Genomic DNA, 17322 nt, shown 5'->3' on the forward strand with positions numbered 1-17322 from the left:
TCTTATGCCTCCTCTTTAAAAGACTTCGTCTGTCTGAATTGCCACAATGCAATGGCAATCACAAACACAGACAATAAAATGGTTAAAGCAGCCGCAAGGGAATATTGGCTCGACTGCATCGTCAATTTATAAATCCACGATACAAGGATATCTGTTCCGCCGGCTGTTGATCCGGCTACAGCCGGACCGCCACCATTGAAAAGATAAATAATATTAAAGTTATTAAAATTAAATGTGAACTGTGTAATGATAATCGGAGCCATCGCAATGAACACCATCGGGAGCGTGATGTATCTCAGCTTTGAGAAGATGGAAGCGCCATCAATTGTCGCCGCTTCATAAAGATCTTCAGGAATCGATTGCAAAACACCTGTTGAAACAAGGAAGATATACGGAAAGCCAAGCCAGCCCTGCATGAGGATCAGCGCCAGCCTCGACCAATTCGCATCTGTAATCCACGGAAGCGGATCAATGCCAAAGAAAGCCAAGATGTCTTGATTCATTGCGCCGAAACTATCGTTAAACAAACCGGCAAAAATTAAAATCGTGACAAATCCGGGAACAGCCCATGGCAAAATCAAAATGGTCCGGAAAAACCGTTTAAACCGGATGTCTTTCTGATTCACAATGATCGCCAGACATATCCCCAGACTGACTTGCAGAGTGGAAGCACAAAGTGTCCACACCACTGTCCAAGCCAGCACATCAAAAAAGGTCGAGCGCCAAATATCAACAGTGAAAATATCAGTGAATGTTTGAAAACCAACCCAATCTACTAATTTAGCAGGAGGGGAATGATATAAATCATAGTTTGTAAAAGCTAAGGCAAAGCTGAATAAGATGGGAAAGATCACTGCGAAAATTAAAATAAACAGAGATGGTCCGCTGACGACATATGGATAGCCTTGAGCAATAATATTTTGATATTGTTCTTTGAGAGAGCTCATAGGCTTCTTTTCATCTCGCCGTTTTCCGCTTTGATAAGCGTCTCGCAAATTCACATAATATACCGCGAGTCCAAAGCATGTCACAATGACAGCGATAATGCCTTCCGCCAGCAAAAACACCGAGTTATCCCGCGGCACTTCTGTTCCCAGCGTAAAAATTCCCCAAAGCCCCATATTCAGCAAATCTCCAAATACCGCAAAAAACGATGCGCCCAATAGGAGAAACAAGAGGCCTTTTATCCATTGTTTGTTGTAGAATTGCCCAAGGCCCGGAATGATTGACAGTAACAAAGCGACTTTACGATGCTGCACCGTTTTCACCTCTCTTACAATACAAATCTTCTTTTCTCTTTATTTTCCGCTATGCTTTGCCTTCATCTGCCCTTTGGCCGTTTCAGCAGCCTGATCTAAGGCTTTTTTTGGGTTCGCTTTTCCTGTTGCAATCGTTTGTAATGCTGAATCCGCCGGGGTCCATATTTCGTTCATTTCCGGTATATTCGGCGTCTGCTCTGAGTAGCGGGATTGCTCGGTGACCGCCCGTGCCGCTTCGCTTTTCATGATCGCCTTGTCACTCGCTAAAGATTGAACGGCCGGAACTTCTTTCGTTTGTTCATATCGTTTTTTAGAATTCTTTTCATTAGCCAGAAAAACGGCTAACTCTTGGGCCAGCTCTGCATGTTTTGAAAATGCGCTGACATTGTAGCTTTTGACGCCGATAAACGAGCTCATGTTTTTGCCGTTTTCCAGCTTAGGAAGCTTTGTGATGCCATAATCAATTCCCGCTTTTGAAAAGGCTTCTACATTCCACGGGCCTGAGATTATCGCGGCAGCCTTTCCTTCTGTAAACAGCGATTCGAGTACATTGATTCCCTGCTCTCCGACAATGCCGGCCGGGAATAAGCCGTCTTGATAAAACTTCTGAATCAGCTCAGCACCTTTGACAGCGCCTTCATTATTGATTCCAAGATCAGACGGGTCATCGTTTCCGTCTTTATCCTTTCCAAAGATATATCCGCCGTACCCGCCCATGACACTTTGCGCGTAATAAATTTGATCAAATAAGGCTAAAAATCCAAAGTTGCTGCCATCAGCCGTTTTTTTAGAGTAGTCGTACCACTCTTCCAGCGTTTGCGGCAATTCGTCCTCTGAGATGAGATCTTTGTTATAAAAAAGCACTGTTGTTTCGACGGCTTTAGGCAGGCCATAAAGCTTCTGATCCACCATTTGAGACTGAATGGATGCGTCTGTGTAGAGCGATCGAACATCCTTTTCGACGTTTAATTCTTTGATTAATCCCTCTGTGACAGCCGTTCCGATCTGGTCACCGGGCATCGTCAACACGTCAGGCCCTGTGCCGGCCGGGCCGTCCATACGCAAATCTTCAATCTGCTGGGCATAAGGTTTTTCAACAACCTTGACCTTTACATCATGCTCTTTTTCAAATTCGGCAACGGCGTCTTTAATGCCGATGCTTTTTTCTTTATCCTCCCACACGACAAGCTCCGAGCCCTTTGAACTTGTTTTTTCGCTGCTGCTTTCCTGCGGTCCGCAGGCGGCTAAAGATAAACTGACAGCCACGCAGAGCATGACACCGGTGTGCTTTTTTACCATTTTCATCAATTGTCACCCTTTCGCTCTTAATGAAAGCGCTTTAAAAATAATATAGCACGGCTGAGAAAATGTGTAAACAAACTATTTACTCACATCGGTAAATTTTTTTACTCAACAAAAAAATGACTTAGACTCCTAAGCCATTTTGAAATATGATTTAATTTAGGCTCTTTCTAACGATTAATTCAGCCCCCATATATAACGTTTTAACCGTTTTCCGTTTTTCCAGCACTCGCTCAAGCAATAATTCCACAGCGTTTTTGCATAGTTCCTTGATATCAATATGAAAGGTCGTCAGCGGCGGGGAGACGTACTTGGCAAAGCTGATGTTATTGATGCTCACGACGCTCACTCTGTTTGGTATCGCGATGCCTTTTTCATTCAGGGCTTGCAGACAGCCGACCGCGATCGGGTCTGCCGCGATAAAAAAGGCGGTCGGAAGCTGATCGCCCAATGCTTCAATCGCTTTAGTCATCAGGCGGTAGCCATTTTCGACGGAGAAGCCGCGGTGGCATAAAATATAGCGCTCGTCCAGCATCCCTTTTTCCTGCATATAGGATCGGAACGTTTTTTCACGAATATCCATTTCATCCTGATTCGTGTTCGGATTTTTGTACGTGCCGCCAATAAATCCGATATTCTTATGCCCTTTTTCAAGCAGGATGTTTACCGTTTTCTTCGTCATTTGTGCTAAGTCCGGCCTGACCGAATCAAAATGGTCAGGATCAGGGGAAGAGTCAATAAAAACACCGTTCTCCGTCAGATTTCTGAGAAACGCTAATTCTTTATCAGAAAAGGTGCCCACGGCAATAAAACCTTCTGTATGAGCTGGAATGCATTCAATACCGTCCGTTATTTTATAGGTCGTCATGTCGACATTGAAGGTTTTCGCCAAATTCTCTACTTCTAATCTCATTGTTTTGAAATAGACATCTTCCAGCTCCTCTTGATCTGTCAGCCAATATAAAAAAGCGATGTGTTTCACCAGCGGCCTTACAGTTTTCTTGCGATAATTAAGTTTCTCAGCGGCTTCATAGATCTTTTCACGCGTCTCGTCCGGTACAGAAAGGCTCTCATCGTTATTTAAAACGCGGGAAACGGTTGAAATCGAAAATCCCGCGGCTTGTGCGATATCTTTAATTGTCGCCATTATATCTGCCTCCATTTTTAAGCATGCCAGTGGCCATTTTAGTAAAACATTTTACTTCCTTTTTCTTAAATGTCAAGCAGTGTAAGCTGCACAAAGTAAATAAGACTGAACCATTGCAGCTCAGTCTTGATTGTTTGTATGCACGAGCAGCATTGCCCGGGAAATGAGTCGGTTATTGGACGTTTTCCTCAAAATATCCCGAAAGGACATCTTCCACATTCGTCAAGTGTGCCAGCATCGCTTCTTCCGCCTTTGCTCCGTCCTGGGCAGCCACGGCATTATAAATCCGTTCATGCTCCTCGTAAAGCCGCTTCACCGAGGTCTTCTTGGAAAACAGCCAGATTTTCCGCGTTTCTCTCATGGTTTCCAGAAGCAATGATGATACGTGATTCATCAAATGTTTGAGCAGATCGTTTTGTGAAGCGTCAGCAAGTGCCAAATGAAAAGCGAAGTCTGCTTTTTCACCGAGCTCCCCGTCTGTTTCAATCTCACTCATTTCCTTTAACGCCGCATAAATGCTTTGGAGATCCTCTTCTGTACGTTTTTCGGCAGCTAATGAAGCCACGCCGATTTCAAGCAGTTTTCTGACCTCGAGCAGCTGTTTGACATCTTCTTTTTTCATTAAAAGTGCGGCTGACAGAGGCTGAGAAATTTGATCGGGTTCAAACTCCTTCAGGTAAGTGCCTTCGCCCTGTTTCATTTCAACAAGCCCCATCGCTTTTAATGCGGAAAGCGCTTCGCGCACCGCTGAACGGCTGACTTGAAAGCTTTCGGAAAGCGCCTGAACGGAGTCTAATTTATCCCCTGGCTTCAGTTGGCCGTTTTTAATCATTTCTAATAATGCATCTGCTACTTCTTCATATATCTTCTTTGTTTTAATCTGTTTATATTTCAATGCAATTCACCCCGCAACTTGTAGGTCTGGCTGTTTACGATCTATTATACTCCCTTTTGAGCGCCGCCAAAAGATTTAGACAATTTCGTTAAAAAGTCTTGTACTTTGATTTTTTTCAAAATATAATGCTAGGTAACTGGTCTTATTATCCAGTCATCAGATGATCATATCATCTTTAGAAACCGCTTACAAAAAGCCGGTTATGTTTGAAGGAGGGGTTTGGGATGCAATGGACACAGGCCTATACGCCTATAGGGGGAAATTTGCTTTTATCTGCGCTTGCCGCACTTGTACCGATTATTTTCTTTTTTTGGGCACTCGCCATTAAACGAATGAAGGGGTATACCGCGGGATTGTCCACCTTGGGAATCGCGCTGCTGATTGCGGTATTGGTTTACGGAATGCCGGCGGAAAAAGCGCTGATGTCCGCTACACAAGGAGCCGTATACGGCATTCTGCCGATCGGCTGGATCATTGTGACGTCTGTTTTTTTGTATAAAATCACCGTGAAAACGGGACAGTTTGATATCATTCGCAGCTCTGTTCTCTCGATTACCGACGACCGACGGCTTCAGGCGCTGCTGATCGCTTTCTCATTCGGGGCTTTTTTAGAAGGGGCGGCGGGCTTTGGGGCGCCGGTCGCGATTTCAGCCGCGTTGCTTGTCGGCCTCGGTTTTAACCCTCTTTATGCGGCGGGAATCTGTTTGATTGCCAATACGGCACCAGTAGCCTTCGGGGCGATTGGGATTCCGATTACAGCCGTTGAAGGGCCTACCGGAATTCCGGCGATGGAGATTTCTCAGATGGTTGGGCGGCAGCTGCCGTTTTTATCTGTATTTATTCCTCTGTATTTAATTATCATTATGAGCGGGTTCAAGAAAGCCTTTGAGGTGTGGCCGGCGATTCTCGTTTCCGGTGTTTCCTTTGCCGCTGTTCAGTATCTCAGCTCCAACTTTCTGGGGCCAGAGCTGCCGGATGTTTTGTCGGCGCTAGTGTCGATGGCTGCGCTAGCTGTGTTTTTAAAATGGTGGAAGCCGAAGAAGACATTCCGGTTTGCGGGGGAGCAGGAATCGGCAGCCGCGATTGAAACGGCAAAACTGCACCCTGATGCACCGGCTTACACCGGCGGGCAGATTTTTAAGGCCTGGTCGCCGTTTCTGCTGCTGACGGTGATGATTTCTGTTTGGGGCATTCCTTCGGTCAAATCCGCGCTGACAGGACATTACGAAGGCACAGCCGTTCTCTTGAAGTGGCTGAATGTGATTGGAGAAAAGCTGACTTTTGCTCCTGGGGTGCCTTTTTTGAACAATCAGATCGTCAATGCTGACGGCATTCCGATTGAAGCGGTGTATAAGCTTGAGGTCCTCGGTTCGGCAGGCACCGCAATTTTAATTGCCGCATTGCTGTCAAAATTCATCACGTCGATTTCGTGGAAAGACTGGGGAGCTGTTTTTAGCGAAACACTGCAGGAATTGAAATTTCCGATTTTGACGATCGCCTCGGTCGTTGGTTTTGCATATGTCACCAACTCCTCGGGGATGAGCACGACGCTCGGCATGACGCTTGCGCTGACAGGCTCGATGTTTACCTTCTTTTCGCCGGTTCTCGGCTGGCTCGGCGTCTTTATTACCGGCTCGGATACGTCAGCTAACCTGCTGTTTGGCAACCTGCAGAAAGTAACGGCCTTATCGGTCGGAATGGACCCTGTTCTATCAGTCGCGGCCAATTCATCAGGCGGCGTCACCGGCAAAATGATTTCTCCGCAATCGATCGCGGTCGCGTGTGCGGCAGTCGGGCTCGCCGGGAAGGAGTCGGATCTTTTCCGCTTTACAATTAAGCACAGCTTATTTTTGCTGCTGCTCGTCTGTATCATCACCTTTTTGCAGCACCAGTTCTTCAGCTGGATGATTCCGTAAAAAAATCCTCCTTACAGGGAGGATTTTATTTGTACCGTTTTCTGGCTGCCGATGACGGAATGTTCAATTGATCGCGGTATTTCGCCACTGTGCGTCTGGAGATTTGGATGCGGTGCTGTTCATATAACAGGTCGGCAAGCTTTTGATCTGAGAGGGGTTTTGTTTTATCCTCTTGCTGAATCAATGCTTCAAGATGCGTTTTAACCGCATAGTTGGATGTATCGCCATCCCCAGAGGCCTCCGCTTTTCCTGAGAAGAACATCTTCATCTCAAACAATCCGTAAGGCGTTTGTATCGTTTTCCCTTTAATGGCCCGGCTGATGGTTGATTCATGCAGGCTTAGACAATCCGCTACCTCTCTTAGTGTCAGCGGCTTCATGGCGCTCCGGCCTTTCAGGAAAAAATCTTTTTGACGCGCGGTCAGCTCATTTACAATTCTGGTGATCGTCTGCTTCCGCTGCCTCAGCGCGCGGCACAGCCAGCGCCACTCCTGATATTTCGAAGACAAATAGGAAACCGTATCCTGACAGGCGCCCGACGATAGAAGCGGCCTGTACTGCGGATGCAGCTCAATCTCCGGGAACGAGCGGCTGTTCAGTTCCGCTGTAATGTGGCCGTTTTTAACGGTGATGAAAATGTCGGGTTCAATATACATATCATGCTCCGGACTGGCAAACAGAAGGCCGGGTCTTGGGTGAAGCGCAGCAATTTTATCAGAAATGTCCTGAATCGTGTGAAGCGGCATTCCAGTTTCTTTTGAAAGCGCTTTCCAGTTTTTTTGCGCAAATACATCAAAGTGTTCTGAAACAAGCAGTTCTGCCTGTTCATTTCTGCTCGGGAGACGCTGTAATTGCAGCAAGATGCACTCTTGAAGAGATCTTGCGCCGATGCCCGCTGGTTCAAGAGACTGAAGTTTTCTCAGAACCGCTTCCGCTTCCTCTGCCGAAACGGACAGGCGCCGGGCTGCTTCCTCCACATCTTCCTCCAGATATCCGTTTGAATCTAGCGAATGTATCAGATAATTAAAAATCTTTTTTTCAGTGTTTGACAGATTCATATCCAGCGATTGCTGTTTGAGGACATCCTGCAGTGTTTTTTGCGGATTGCTTAATTGAAGGCCCGCCTCCTGCCTGCTGATCCTGTTTTTGTTTGTTTTATGGTAAGATAGTGGCGGTGTGTCTGTTTCCTTTCGTTCAATAAGAGGGTTTTCCAGTGAGAGCTCATCAATGTATTCGGCCAGTTCCGCCGAATGATAGCTAAGCAGCGTGATGGCCTGCCTGAGCTCCTGTGTCAGTTGAGGCTTTAGTACTTGTACTTGCTGAAGTTTCATATCCATCTTGCTCACTCCCCTTTCTTCATTGTACATGATTGGGATGACACCGTATACATTTATGAAAAAGGAGCTGCCAAAGAAATGTCTGAACTTTTTTCTGTACCGTATTTTATTGAAAACTTAAAGCAGCATATTGAAATGAACCCGTCTGAGGATAAGATCCACGCAATGAACAGCTACTACCGTTCTGTGGTCTCAACACTGGTGCAGGATCAGCTGACAAAAAACTCAGTTGTCCTGAAGCGGATTCAGCATTTAGATGAAGCCTACAACAAGGTAAAACGCGGAGAATCAAAATAAACCTTCCGCTCACATATGAGCAGGAAGGTTTTCCTTCTTTGAGGCGTCCCGAATGATTTGAGTGTTTGGCACTCCCTCCATCCAAGTATGATAGTAATTGGCGTTTTTTCCGTAGGAATTATCAATGACCGTATTTTCTTTTTGAAGAAGTGAAGACAAAATGTGGCCGTGCAGCCTTGACGTTTCCACCGATTTGTAACGGCTGAAAAAACGAATGGCTTTATTGATGATGTAATCTGAATATTTTCTCCATATAAATGCGATTGGCAGAGGATTGCCCGCTTTTTTGTTCAGGACGTTCAGCGTTTGGAGAAAAGCGATTGTCCGGCGGTCTGAAGCTGATAGCACGGTGCGCCAGTCATAGCTTTCCGCTTGCGCATGTCTTTGAAGCTCATCATTTGCTTCATGATCTGTTCTGATAAATCTCAACTTTTGACCGGTCGGCTGCTGTGTCGGAATGATGGGAAACAGCTGGTGGGCCATATCAGGCAAGAGCTTGATATGATTGTTTTGAAAGTACGCCTGTGCCGTGGCATAGGAGGCTTTTTCCCTTGTGATAATATGCAGATTTGAATGGGCAGAGAAAATGTCAGCTGTCCGTTTTAAGTTATCTTCATTCTGATAATAAATCGATTGCGGCAGGATGACGATTTTGTGGTCCGGATAGGTTTGAACAATTTTCTCTCTAAATCCTTGATAGTACGGATATAAATCCCCGAAGTTGCCGCCTCCCTGACAGACAATGATCAGATTCGGATCAAGCTTTCGTCCGATTGGAAAATTGTCTGGGTTCCAGCGTTTTCTGACCCGAATGTCATTTTCTTTAAAGAAGGCTTCCGTTCCTTTCATAATAAACAAATCCCCCACATTTCCGTATAGAGGATAGTCGGCGTAAATGATTTCGGATTGCTTCGGTATCATATCGAGCAGCCCGGCCAGTTTTTTCTTCAGGCTGATCATTGAATGCTTGCTGTCCATCTCTTCACCTCTGTTGTTTGGAATAAGTGTAACAACACATCGATTACTCGGTCTTGATCTTCTTCGGTCATATTTGTTCCGGATGGGAGGCAGATCCCTCGCCTGAATAAGGTGTCGCACACACTTTCAGAATCTGTATGGGAATAAAATGCTGATGACGCAAACAGCGGCTGGGTATGCAGCGGCTTCCAAAGCGGTCTCGCTTCAATCTGTTCTTCAGCAAGATGCTGAACCACGTCATATGGAGTCAGCCCGTTATCGAGCGTAAGTGCAGTAAGCCAGCGGTTGGACACGCCTTCCGAGTATTCCGGCATAAAGCAAACGCCATCTATGCTGCCAAGCGCTTTTTCGTACCTCGCAAAAATCTCCCGTCTTTTCTCCACCCGCTCATCCAGCACCTCAAGCTGGGCAATACCGACTCCTGCAAGAATATTGCTCAATCTGTAGTTGTGCCCGATTTCACTGTGCTGATAATGAACAGCGGGATCGCGGGCCTGTGAAGCGAGAAATCTTGCTTTTTCAATGGCGGCTTCATTGTCTGACACAAGCATCCCGCCTCCTGAAGTCGTGATGATTTTATTTCCGTTAAAGGAATAAATGCCGAAACGGCCGAATGTCCCGCTCTGCTTCCCTTTATAGACCGAACCGAGGGATTCAGCCGCATCCTCAATGACCGGCACTCCGTATGAATCGCACAGGCTTACAATGTCATCCATTTTCGCGCTTTGTCCGTACAGGTTGACGGAAATGACCGCTTTCGGCGGATTTCCATTTCGTTTCGCTTCCTCCAGTGCTCTTTCTAGGGCTTTTGGAGACATATTCCACGTATCTGGCTCAGAATCGATAAAGACAGGCACCGCTTTTTCATATAAAATCGGGTTTGCCGTTGCCACAAATGTAAAAGACGGACAAAACACGGTATCTCCCGCTTTGACATCCAGCAAACGTAGCGCCAAATGAATTGCGGCGGTGCCTGAGCTGACCGCAGCCGCCCCTTTGGCGCCGACTCGTTCAGCCAATTTTTCTTCAAAAGTATTCACAAGCGGCCCAAGCGGCGCAATCCAGTTTGAGTGAAAGGCTTCTGAAATATAGTGCTGCTCCCTGCCGCTCATATGAGGAGCTGATAAGTAGATTTTTTTATGCATGTAATCATCCTTTGCTTTAGGTTTGAATAGAAGAAATCACGCGCGCCGGGGTGCCTACAGCCGTTACGCCGTCAGGGATGGAGCGGATCACCGCAGAGCCTGCGCCGACGATGCTCCAGGAGCCGATTGTGATCTGCGGAATGACGGAGGCCCCGGTGCCCACATGAGCCCCTTCTTGAACCGCAATACCTCCAGAAAGCGTTGCGCGCGGAGAAAGATGGACGAAGTCGCCGATCTGATTGTCGTGCTCTGCGATCGCGCCCGTATTGATGATACAGTGGGCGCCGATCCGAACATCCGCCTGAATAATCGCACCGGCCATAATAACCGTTCCTTCCCCGATGACAGCCGATTTGCTGATGATGGCTGACGGGTGGATTAATGTGATGAAATCTTCTTTATATAATCCCAGCCGCTCTGCCAGCTGTTTTCTGACCCTGTTGTTTCCAATTGCAATCACAAACATGACGTCAGGGATCAGCCTGCGCACTTCAGAAATGGCTTCCGAGGGGCCTGTGTACAGCTCACTCCCGGCAACAAATGTGCTGAATTTATCGTCCAGCACCGCAGCTAAGCGCGTGTCTGAACGGGCGCTTATGAGTTCTCTGATCACCTTTCCGTGACCGCCGTCTCCCACAATGGCCACGTTTCTCATGAAGACACATCTCCGCTTCCTGTGAAGCGTTCTGCCGTCACATGATTGGTTTGCTGAATGCCTTCTGAAACAAGAACTTTGCGTACCGTCAGACATAAAATTTTTAAATCGAGCAAGAATGAACGGTTGTCAACGTACCAAACATCCAGTTCAAATTTCTTTTCCCAGGAAATCGCGTTTCTGCCGTTGACCTGCGCCCAGCCTGTAATCCCGGGCTTCACCTCGTGGCGCCGTGCCTGCTGTTTTGTGTAAAGCGGCAGATAATCCATCAGCAGCGGCCGAGGGCCGACGAGGCTGAGGTCTCCCTTCACTACATTCAGCAGCTGCGGCAGCTCATCAATGCTCAGCTTTCTGATCAGCCTGCCTGTTTTCGTAAGCCGGACTGCATCCGGCAGCAGGTTTCCCTCACTGTCCCGTTCATCCGTCATCGTTCTGAATTTATAGAGGGTGAACGGCTTCCCCCCCAGGCCGGGCCGTACTTGTTTAAAAAAGACAGGCGATCCTATTTTCAGCCTGACAATGGCGATGGTGAAGAGAATGATGACACTCGTGCAGCACAATAAAAGAATAGCGGCCGTCAGATCAAAAAGACGTTTCAGGATCAAATATTTACAGCTCCTTTCGTTTTTCTAAACCGTTTCAGCACCATCTGTCGTTCTTCTTTCGTACAAACAAGCATAAAAGCGAAAACCGCGTAGCAGCAGCTGACAGCGGTACCTGCAGCAATCAGTGATGTCCAGCTTTCAATGGTGATACATAACTGGATGGCCTCACAAACCGCCCATGCAAACAAAGCGGCAAAGACCGGACCGAACATGCCTGTAAAAAACACATGTTTTTTGTAACCGGTAATGCGTGAGACATAAAGCGGCGTAAAGATAACATTTTTCAGCACAAGCGATATTGCCCCGGCAAGCGTAATGCCGTAAAGCCCAAGATGAGCCGGCCCGCTTAATGTGACCGCCAGCACAACATTCACTGCGCCTAACAGCAGAGTGACGAGCGCCGGTGTTTTTTGTTGATTAAAGGCGGTCCATATATAAAACAGCGGCATAAAGGCAAGGCTGACCGCCAAATATCCGGCGTGAATATATAATAGCGGCGCTACAGAGGAAAAAGACGGTCCAAGCCAGATCGTCAGAAAAGGCCCGGCCAACCCCCCCAATAATGCAGCCGGAAGCGCAAGCAAAAGCCCGTTCAGTCTCACTGCCTGATTGGCGTACTTGACCAAGCCGTCCATATCGCCTTTTGAATAATAAGAAGTAATGACAGGCGCAAATAGAGATGCTACTGTTCCTGCCAAACTGCGCAGCAGCAGCGGAAACTGGATAATCGCCGCATATTTTCCCGCTTCAGACGCACCCAGCACCAAGTTGGCGGTTAATAGGTCGATCTGCAAAAAAAGCAGCACGCCGATCTGATTGACTGAGTTCCAGGTTCCTGCCTGAAACAGTTCCTTGCTTACGCGAAATGACAAGTCTTTCAGCTTAAATGAAAACCATGGAATCAGTTTTCTGAAAAAGTGGAAAGACAGGATAGACGCTATGACGGCACCGGCTAAAGCGGCAAGCTGAATCTGCCAGATTTTTGGCGTGAAGCAGGCAAACAGCGCCAGCACACACAGCACGCGGATGAGCATTTGCACCGCCTGAATTGAACTGGTGATATACAGTTTGTTGGCATAAAACGGCGCCGCTCCAAACCCCGCCATCAAAAAAGTTAAAAGAAACAGCAGACTTCCAATCAAAATCGACAGCCGAACATCAGCCAAAAGCTCCTGTGGGACGTTCATGACGCGGTCAATAAAAAAAGCCGCACTCATAAGAGGCAGCAGAAGCAGCAATGAAATCAAAACAGACGCAGCCAAATAATTGCTGATATACGCATTTGCTTTTTCCTGCTCTCCCCTGTGGGCTGCGACAGAAAAAAAACGCACAACCACGGAGCTGAGCGCCACCGTGATAATGGAAAAATAATTAATCACATTTTGTGTTAAATTCACAAAGCCGAAAGCCTCCACACCAAGCGTTTTGACAATAAAAGGCGTCATCCAGACAGACAGGAATACGGACAAAAGAAAAGCTGTGAGATTGGCGCTGAAGTTTATGGTGAATTTCATGCCTGCTTTGCACTGCCTTTCATGGTTCCGCAAGTCTCAAAAAACAGCTTGATGAGAAAGACCAGCCGCCATTTGCACAGCGCTAAGACCAATCGCTCGCCTCTGCCTAATTTCTCATGCTGGAACGGTGTGTGTCTGACAGCCTGCCGCACCATGTCATAGGATAAAATCTGTCTGATCTGTTTTTTAATGTCTTTCGGCGGCTGCGGTGAGGCACAGGCGTTTGCCAGAAGCATCGGAAGCTGGTGCTTGCAAATATACACATCCAAATCTTCTTTGCACACAGCCGATAAGCCGCGCTGATTGTAAAATGCGATTTTGGCCTGATATTGTTTTTGGATATTTTCATCCATCGCAGGTTTATAAGGAATTTCCGTCAGGCTGTTCGGATTTTCACGGTATATGTACAAACCTTCATCCAGCATTTTTACCCGCTCTGCTTCATAAAAAGCAGATAAATTAAAGGGCGAGTCTTCAGCAAAACGGATATCTTCATCAAACCACAGGCTCGCCCTTTCCAAAAGCTCACGGCGATACACATACCGCCATACATACCAGATAAATCTCGTTTCGTGGGCTTGTTGGAGCTGCTCAGCTATATCCGCTTTAGTCAGCACACGGCCTGTTTCGAGCTGCGGCGGCACGTATACCCGCCTGTCTTCGGACTGTTTATAAAATCCGCAGCCAGCAATATCGAGCCGGTGCTGCTCTGCTTCGTCTGCAAGCCTTTGAAACATGGCGGGAGAGACATAATCGTCTCCGTCTACAAACCCGATATACGTACCCCGCGCCGCTTTGATTCCCGCGTTTCGAGCCGAACTCAAGCCGCCATTTTTTTTATGAATGACTTGAACTCTTGTATCCCGTTTCGCGTATGCCTCTGCCATCTCACCAGATCGATCGGGTGTTCCATCATTAACCAGGATAACTTCTATATCAGAAAGCGTTTGGGTCAGCAGCGAATCGATGCAATCTTCAATAAAAGGTTCAACGTTATACATCGGGACAATAATGCTGACGTGCGGTGTCATCGTGCTTCACCGCTGATTTTATCGCGCAGCCCTTTAAAATACATGTCCCGCGGAAAGCCGGCACGGTTTGTTTCTTTTGTCAGCAACTCTTTCACTGCGGCTGTCACACGTTCCGGCTCCGGCTGTTCAATCAGCTTCATCATTGGAACCTCTTTCAGCCATTGGTAGCCTTCCATGACTTTGTGATCAAAAGAACGAATCACGACACATGGCGTTCCTGTCAATGCACAAAAAATCATGCCGTGCAGCCTGTCAGTGACAACGGCTTCAGCACTCTGCAGCTTAGACCAAAGCGCTTCCAGCTCCTGTTCCCGTGTATCGCGGCTGACCCGGCGCCCGACCGTTGTCGTAAAAGCTTTGATCTCGCCAAATTCATCAAAAAGAGCGGTCTTCACACGGTTTCTCTGTTCCTCCTGAAGCACGCTTTCCTGATCCTCGCGCAAACATATATACACCCCTTCGCGTTCCGCAGAGGCATTGCTTCTATCTAAATACAGCACCATATCGGGCTGCTTCAGGATCTTTTTTTCTTTAAAATGCCGCTTCATAAATTGGTACGTAGTTTCATCACGCGCCATTAGCAATAAATCGGGGTGCGTGTTATAAATTTTCTGCGCCCGTTCCAGCTCTTTTCGTCCCTTTTTCGTATCAGAAAAATGAACGGTTGCCGGAAGCTGGACGATTTGGTAATCATGAAACGTTTTAATGATAAAGCGGCGCGTCCACTCTTCATACCGGTATAAATCCCCCATATTTCCGCCGCCGATGATAAAGACCATATCCTCCGGGTGGCGGGAGCGGATCAGCGCTTTTGCTGATTTGTATATGTCCTTCATATCAACCTCAACGATTTCAAAATCGGAGTATTCCTGCTCAAGAAACGCTTTGCTGGCATAAGCAATGGCATGATCCCCCAAATTATCATGGGAAGGCAGCAGAGTCAGTATAATTTTCTTCTTATGTGCGGCAGCCTTTACCGGCTGATCGGCCGCACCCAGCAAAAATTGGGACGGGTACTTAACCTTTAACAGCAGCCATTCTGCAAGATTGATTTTCAATGAATGTAACGACATCTCTTCACCCTCTGATTTTCATTTTGTACTCGATCACTCGCTGATACACGGCGGACGCCATGGCAACGAACGGAATCATTCTGTATTTCGCCATCAGCAGCAGGCATGACCGTTTTGCGTCAAAAGGCGCTGTCCCCGTTTTCGACAGGCTGCCTTGAAACACCGGATCAGCGCAAATCACGCCGACCGTTTTGAGCCTTTCCAAAAGGCGCCGGCTGCCGCTTGTTTTCCATTCGTTCAGCAGACAGATGGTGCTATGGAGAACGATAAAGAAATCAAGCTCCTTACGGTACTCCTCCAGCTTGTTGTTCTCCTGTAAAAACGCTGCGTTCGCCTGATACAGCGCCAGTCCTGATTCAAACAGTTTTTTCTGATAACCCTGCACAATGGAGGAAAGATGAATTCGGTAATGGTAGAGAGGCGCTTCTACATAGGAAACCGAGCGGGCGAAAAAATGTGCCCTGAAGCTGAAAAACTGATCCTCGACATGCTCCAGCTCACCTCTGAGCGGGAACGAAAGCCGGTGTGCGTCAATCATGCTTCTTCGGTACAGTTTATTCCACGAAAATCCCCGGACCTTCCCTTCGAATAACGCCTTGATATAGGACTCCTTGGGCTGATCCCGATAGGTTTCTGCAATGTCTGAGACAACGGTTTTTTCAGTGTCCTCAAACTCTGCGGCGTAGTTGCAAATCACCAGATCGGTTTCCTCTGATGCTGCCTGAACCATTTGCAAGCAATAATCAGGCTCGATCCAATCGTCTGAATCTATAAATGCCACAAATTCTCCGCGGGCCGCCTCGATCCCTTTGTTCCGAACAGCACCGAGCCCTTGGTTTTCCTGGTGAATGACTCTGAATCGTTTATCCTTTTGCGCATATTCTTCCGCGATGTCCGGGCTGCCGTCTGCCGAACCGTCATTGACGATGATAATTTCAATATTGTCCAATGTCTGGTTCTTTAACGACTCAAGACAGTTTCTGATATAGGTTTCTGTATTATAAACAGCGACTAACAGACTAATCGCAGGTGTTTCCATAATGACCGGCTCCTCTTGCATAAATTACCGGGAAAAAATCGTTCTGTACGGCAGAACAGATGAATCAACCGGCATAAGCAAATAACTGTATAAAAAATAACAAACCACAATGGCGATATAGATCAACGCATTCGATTTCTCATCAAATATTCTGACAAAATAAGGGACTAAGATCATTTGATACAGCCCGAAGTAAATATTAAATCTGGCAAAGATCACGTCCTTTGTGGCCAAGAGACCGAATAAAAACCCGAGAAGGCACAAATTAACAACAATATCGATTTGCGGCCACAGCTTTCGGAGACGCTCTCTGTAACAAAAAGCCAGAAACAGCGGCAGGACCAAAACAGCGATTTTGACTACATTCATTCCGTTTGTATTGGTCATCAGCCACTTTTCATAATGGCTGTATGAGCTGTTTTCAAGCACAACGACAAATACCGAAATAAATTTCTGGTATAAAAAGGTCATGCCGAGAAATAAAGCTGAGAGACCGAATATTGCCGGTGACCAGGCTTTTCTTCTGACAATAAAATAGACCGGAATCATCACCAGCGCCGAGGAGTGAAAGAGCGAACTGACCAGCACAATCAGAAAGTAACGCTTCCAGTTTCCATTGATGATATAGCGAATCGCCCAAAACAAAGCGGCTGCCACCATGTATTGTCTGATTCCGTTAAAGGATGCGTAATAATGAAAGGTTCCTAAAAATAAAAAGACGCTCAGCTCAAACGGTCTGCCGTAGTCTGCCAGCGTCTTGATAATAAAGATATAGGTCACGGCCGCTACAGTGACATACATGATTTGCGGGTCCTTCGTGATGAAATTCATCAGCCATAACAGCGCGGTAAAGCCCGGATCTGTTGCCGTTTTCGCTGTGCCAAAACCGAATATCTGCCAAATATTTTGATAGTCTCCTGCCATTTGATACAGCAGCGTATACGTCTGAAAATCTGTACCGACCCTGTAACGCAGCCCTGAAACAAGCACAAGTGAGGCGAGCGGAACCCAAATGAGAAGCTTGTTCGGTCGATAGCCCGTAGCAAGTGACCCATCACGGCCGCCGCACATTTTAGCAAACCAAGACCAAATATATACAATTCCCATATTGACGACATACACAATCATTT

The 17322-nt window shown here is 46.9% G+C and carries 16 protein-coding genes; 2 read left to right on the plus strand and 14 right to left on the minus strand.

The annotated features are described in order from the left end of the window. Nucleotides 1-2: 2 nt before the first annotated feature. The 4 genes from ganP to lutR form a co-directional block, all read right to left on the minus strand. Nucleotides 3-1259, minus strand: a complete 1257-nt coding sequence (ganP, locus tag LJF29_RS14920) for an arabinogalactan oligomer ABC transporter permease GanP (RefSeq protein WP_229149277.1) — start codon at nt 1257-1259, stop codon at nt 3-5. Between the two features lie 39 nt (nt 1260-1298). After that, nucleotides 1299-2564, minus strand: coding sequence for a sugar ABC transporter substrate-binding protein (locus tag LJF29_RS14925; RefSeq protein ID WP_229149279.1), 1266 nt, complete (start codon nt 2562-2564; stop codon nt 1299-1301). A gap of 151 nt (nt 2565-2715) precedes the next feature. Next, the gene (locus tag LJF29_RS14930) at nt 2716-3708 is read right to left on the minus strand and encodes a LacI family DNA-binding transcriptional regulator (protein ID WP_229149281.1); all 993 of its coding nucleotides are present in this window, start codon (nt 3706-3708) and stop codon (nt 2716-2718) included. Nucleotides 3709-3880: 172 nt separating this feature from the next. Next, nucleotides 3881-4603 carry an L-lactate utilization/bacilysin biosynthesis transcriptional regulator LutR gene (gene lutR, locus LJF29_RS14935; RefSeq protein ID WP_267496071.1) on the minus strand — a complete coding sequence of 241 codons (723 nt, stop codon included), beginning with the start codon at nt 4601-4603 and terminating at the stop codon, nt 3881-3883. Between the two features lie 224 nt (nt 4604-4827). Here lutR and lutP point away from each other — a divergent pair, with 224 nt between their 5' ends. Then, nucleotides 4828-6519 carry an L-lactate permease LutP gene (gene lutP / locus LJF29_RS14940; RefSeq protein WP_229149283.1) on the plus strand — a complete coding sequence of 564 codons (1692 nt, stop codon included), beginning with the start codon at nt 4828-4830 and terminating at the stop codon, nt 6517-6519. Nucleotides 6520-6544: 25 nt separating this feature from the next. Here lutP and rpoN read toward each other — a convergent pair whose 3' ends face one another. Continuing rightward, nucleotides 6545-7855 (minus strand): RNA polymerase factor sigma-54, encoded by a 1311-nt coding sequence (rpoN, locus tag LJF29_RS14945; protein WP_229149289.1) that lies wholly within the window; start codon nt 7853-7855, stop codon nt 6545-6547. 78 nt (nt 7856-7933) lie between these two features. Here rpoN and yvfG point away from each other — a divergent pair, with 78 nt between their 5' ends. Then, complete coding sequence (gene yvfG / locus LJF29_RS14950; protein ID WP_024122922.1) at nt 7934-8152, plus strand: protein YvfG; 219 nt, start codon at nt 7934-7936, stop codon at nt 8150-8152. A 9-nt stretch (nt 8153-8161) separates the two neighbouring features. On the opposite strand, the gene LJF29_RS14955 is transcribed toward yvfG, so the two are convergent. From LJF29_RS14955 to epsG, 9 genes are read right to left on the minus strand one after another with little or no spacing between them, the layout of a single operon-like run. Continuing rightward, the gene (locus LJF29_RS14955; RefSeq protein ID WP_229149291.1) at nt 8162-9130 is read right to left on the minus strand and encodes a polysaccharide pyruvyl transferase family protein; all 969 of its coding nucleotides are present in this window, start codon (nt 9128-9130) and stop codon (nt 8162-8164) included. After that, the gene (locus tag LJF29_RS14960; RefSeq protein ID WP_229149292.1) at nt 9109-10275 is read right to left on the minus strand and encodes a DegT/DnrJ/EryC1/StrS family aminotransferase; all 1167 of its coding nucleotides are present in this window, start codon (nt 10273-10275) and stop codon (nt 9109-9111) included. The genes LJF29_RS14955 and LJF29_RS14960 overlap by 22 nt, the downstream gene beginning before the upstream one ends. 16 nt (nt 10276-10291) lie before the next feature. After that, complete coding sequence (locus LJF29_RS14965; RefSeq protein ID WP_229149294.1) at nt 10292-10930, minus strand: acetyltransferase; 639 nt, start codon at nt 10928-10930, stop codon at nt 10292-10294. Beyond that, nucleotides 10927-11535: a sugar transferase gene (locus LJF29_RS14970; protein WP_010331947.1), complete on the minus strand. Its 609-nt coding sequence runs from the start codon at nt 11533-11535 to the stop codon at nt 10927-10929. The genes LJF29_RS14965 and LJF29_RS14970 overlap by 4 nt, the downstream gene beginning before the upstream one ends. After that, nucleotides 11532-13049, minus strand: coding sequence for an MATE family efflux transporter (locus LJF29_RS14975; RefSeq protein ID WP_229149295.1), 1518 nt, complete (start codon nt 13047-13049; stop codon nt 11532-11534). Before LJF29_RS14975 ends, LJF29_RS14970 begins: the two co-directional genes overlap by 4 nt. After that, nucleotides 13046-14080 (minus strand): glycosyltransferase, encoded by a 1035-nt coding sequence (locus LJF29_RS14980; protein WP_229149297.1) that lies wholly within the window; start codon nt 14078-14080, stop codon nt 13046-13048. The genes LJF29_RS14975 and LJF29_RS14980 overlap by 4 nt, the downstream gene beginning before the upstream one ends. After that, nucleotides 14077-15153: a polysaccharide pyruvyl transferase family protein gene (locus tag LJF29_RS14985; RefSeq protein ID WP_229149299.1), complete on the minus strand. Its 1077-nt coding sequence runs from the start codon at nt 15151-15153 to the stop codon at nt 14077-14079. Before LJF29_RS14985 ends, LJF29_RS14980 begins: the two co-directional genes overlap by 4 nt. A gap of 4 nt (nt 15154-15157) precedes the next feature. Beyond that, complete coding sequence (locus LJF29_RS14990) at nt 15158-16192, minus strand: glycosyltransferase (protein WP_229149300.1); 1035 nt, start codon at nt 16190-16192, stop codon at nt 15158-15160. Nucleotides 16193-16216: 24 nt separating this feature from the next. Next, nucleotides 16217-17320, minus strand: a complete 1104-nt coding sequence (gene epsG / locus LJF29_RS14995; RefSeq protein WP_168748804.1) for a biofilm exopolysaccharide biosynthesis protein EpsG — start codon at nt 17318-17320, stop codon at nt 16217-16219. Between the last annotated feature and the right edge of the window lie 2 nt (nt 17321-17322).

Source organism: Bacillus sp. LBG-1-113 (genome assembly GCF_020708615.1).
Taxonomy (GTDB): domain Bacteria; phylum Bacillota; class Bacilli; order Bacillales; family Bacillaceae; genus Bacillus; species Bacillus mojavensis.